2 protein-coding genes are annotated in these 2,277 nt (G+C 63.7%); both read right to left on the minus strand.

Going from position 1 to position 2,277, the window contains the following annotated elements:
- Positions 1-1,342, minus strand: a 1,342-nt coding sequence (locus tag EN925_RS32580; protein ID WP_128337232.1) for an ATP-binding protein, incomplete at its 3' end; no start/stop codon positions are given.
- Positions 1,339-2,055 carry a response regulator transcription factor gene (locus EN925_RS32585; protein ID WP_013529960.1) on the minus strand — a complete coding sequence of 239 codons (717 nt, stop codon included), beginning with the start codon at positions 2,053-2,055 and terminating at the stop codon, positions 1,339-1,341. The genes EN925_RS32585 and EN925_RS32580, both read right to left, overlap by 4 nt.
- Between the last annotated feature and the right edge of the window lie 222 nt (positions 2,056-2,277).

Genomic DNA, 2,277 nt, shown 5'->3' on the forward strand with positions numbered 1-2,277 from the left:
TCTCGCCACCTGCGGCGCGCGCGATGTTGCGGGCAATGGTCAGGCCGAGGCCAAGACCGCCGGTCTGGCGGTTGCGCGATTGTTCGAGGCGCACGAACGAGCCGAACACGGCGTCGATCTGCGCCTGCGGTATGCCAGGCCCTTCATCGCGGATGGTGAGCAGGATCATGTCCTCCGACCGGCGCAGCGAAAGATGCGCCTTCTTGCCGTAGGTGACCGCGTTCTGCACCAGATTGGTGACGCAGCGCTTGAGCGCGACCGGCCGCGCCATGCAGATCAGCCCGCGCGAACGGGTCTCGTCGTCGAACGATACGTCGTCATAGCCGTCGGCGATCGATTCCACGAGCGACCAGAAATCGATGCGTTCGTTCTTTTCCTCGGTCACTTCGAAGGTGGCAAAGTCGATCACCGAACTGGCAATGCTCTCGACATCGGCGAGATCGTGGGCCAGCGCCTCGCGGACCGCCGATTTGCGCAACAGCTCCAGGCGCAGGCGCATCCTGGTCATCGGCGTGCGCAGGTCATGCGCCAGTGCCGCCGCCAGATGTTCGCGGTCCTCGACATATTCGCGCAATCTCGCCTGCATGGCATTGATCGCCTTGGCGGCGGCACGCACCTCGCGGCTGCCGCTCTCGGCGATCGGCGGGCTCTTCAGATCCTTGCCGATCCGGTTCACGGCGGTTTCCATCATCCGGTAGGGCGCCGTCAGCCGGCGCAGTGACCAGATCGACATGATCACCACCAGCCCTGCGATCAGCGAATAGAGCGGCAGGCTGTCGAAGCTCAGGATCGGGCCGACGGGCGTGATCGGTTCGGTGAAATTCAGCCATTGGCCGTCGGCGAAGCGCAGCGATGCCGTCAGCTTGTCGCTCTGGGCGAAGTCGGCGGCCAGCACCAGAAGGTCGCGCTCGACCTGGCCGATGTCGGGTCCTGGCGTCGTGCCGTCCGCGTCGTCGGCCTCGCGCGTCGCCGGATCGCGGCGCACGCGTGCATCGGTGATGCCGAATTTGGACAGCCGGCCGACGAGGATGTCTTCGAGTTCGGCCAGTTCGTCGTCGCCGGCGATCGACGAAGTGACCGCCGGCGTGTCCGAAACGGTGAGCGCGTAGGTGGAGTTGAACAGGCCGGTCGCCGTCGCCTTGCGCTCGTCCGGACTGGCGTCATGCATGAGCTGCACCAGCGAGAAGGCACGGTCGTTGAGCCGGTAGAGGTCGACGACGTCGTTGGCGGCAGCGCGGTCGCGCGAGACGATGTAGAGGGTCGCGACCTGGCTGATCAGCAGGCCGGCAATGACGATCAGCAGCACCCAGACAGGCAAGGTCTGCGGCAGGAAACGTCTCATTCGGAGGTCGTCTCGGGCAGGAACTGGTAGCCGCCGCTGCGTACGGTCAGGATCAGCTTGGGCGTCTTCGGGTCGTCCTCCATCTTGCGCCGCAACCGGCTGACCAGGATGTCGATGCTGCGGTCGAAGGAATAGTCGCTGTCGCCGCCGGACAATTCGATGAGTTGGTCGCGGGTCAGCACACGCTGCGCACTCTTGACGAAGGTCTGCAGCAGGTTGAATTCGGCCATGGTCAGCTCGACCCTGACATCGTCGGGTGCGATCAGCCGGCGCCGGGCACAGTCCATCGTCCAGCCGGCGAAGCGGTAGATCTGCTTGGTGGTGGCGCGCTTCGGCTCGGCGGCGCCATTGCGCCTGAGCACGGCCCGGATGCGCGCCAAAAGCTCGCGCGGGTCGAAGGGCTTGGGCACATAGTCGTCGGCGCCCATTTCCAGGCCGACGACGCGGTCGGTCGTCTCGGTGACGGCGGTCAGCATGATGATCGGCGTCGAATACTGGGCGCGCAGGTCGCGGCACAGCTCCAGCCCGCTTTTGCCGGGCAGCATCACGTCGAGGACGATGAGGTCCACCTGGACGCGCCGCAGGATGGTCTCCATCTCGATGCCGTCGGCGGCAACCGAGGTGTGCAGGCCCCGCTTCTGGAAGAATTCCTGCAGCAGGTCGCGGATGCCCTTGTCGTCATCGACGATCAGTATGTGTGCATCGGATTTCACAGCAGCCCTGTCATTGTTGCCAAGCCCTTCTGTCTTTGATTGCCAAGCCCTTCGGTCGCAACCCACACGATAGAATTCAGGCCATATGTTGGCCAGTGGCTATGATGGGGTTCACACCGGCTTTCTCAGACACACTCCAGAAACAAAATTCTACAGTTCAGAAAAACTCCTGAAAAATTTCAAAGGCATAACTGATCTCGTGGCGGTCAGGTCATCGGCTGC

Source organism: Mesorhizobium sp. M7A.F.Ca.US.006.04.2.1 (assembly GCF_004022915.1).
GTDB lineage: Bacteria > Pseudomonadota > Alphaproteobacteria > Rhizobiales > Rhizobiaceae > Mesorhizobium > Mesorhizobium ciceri.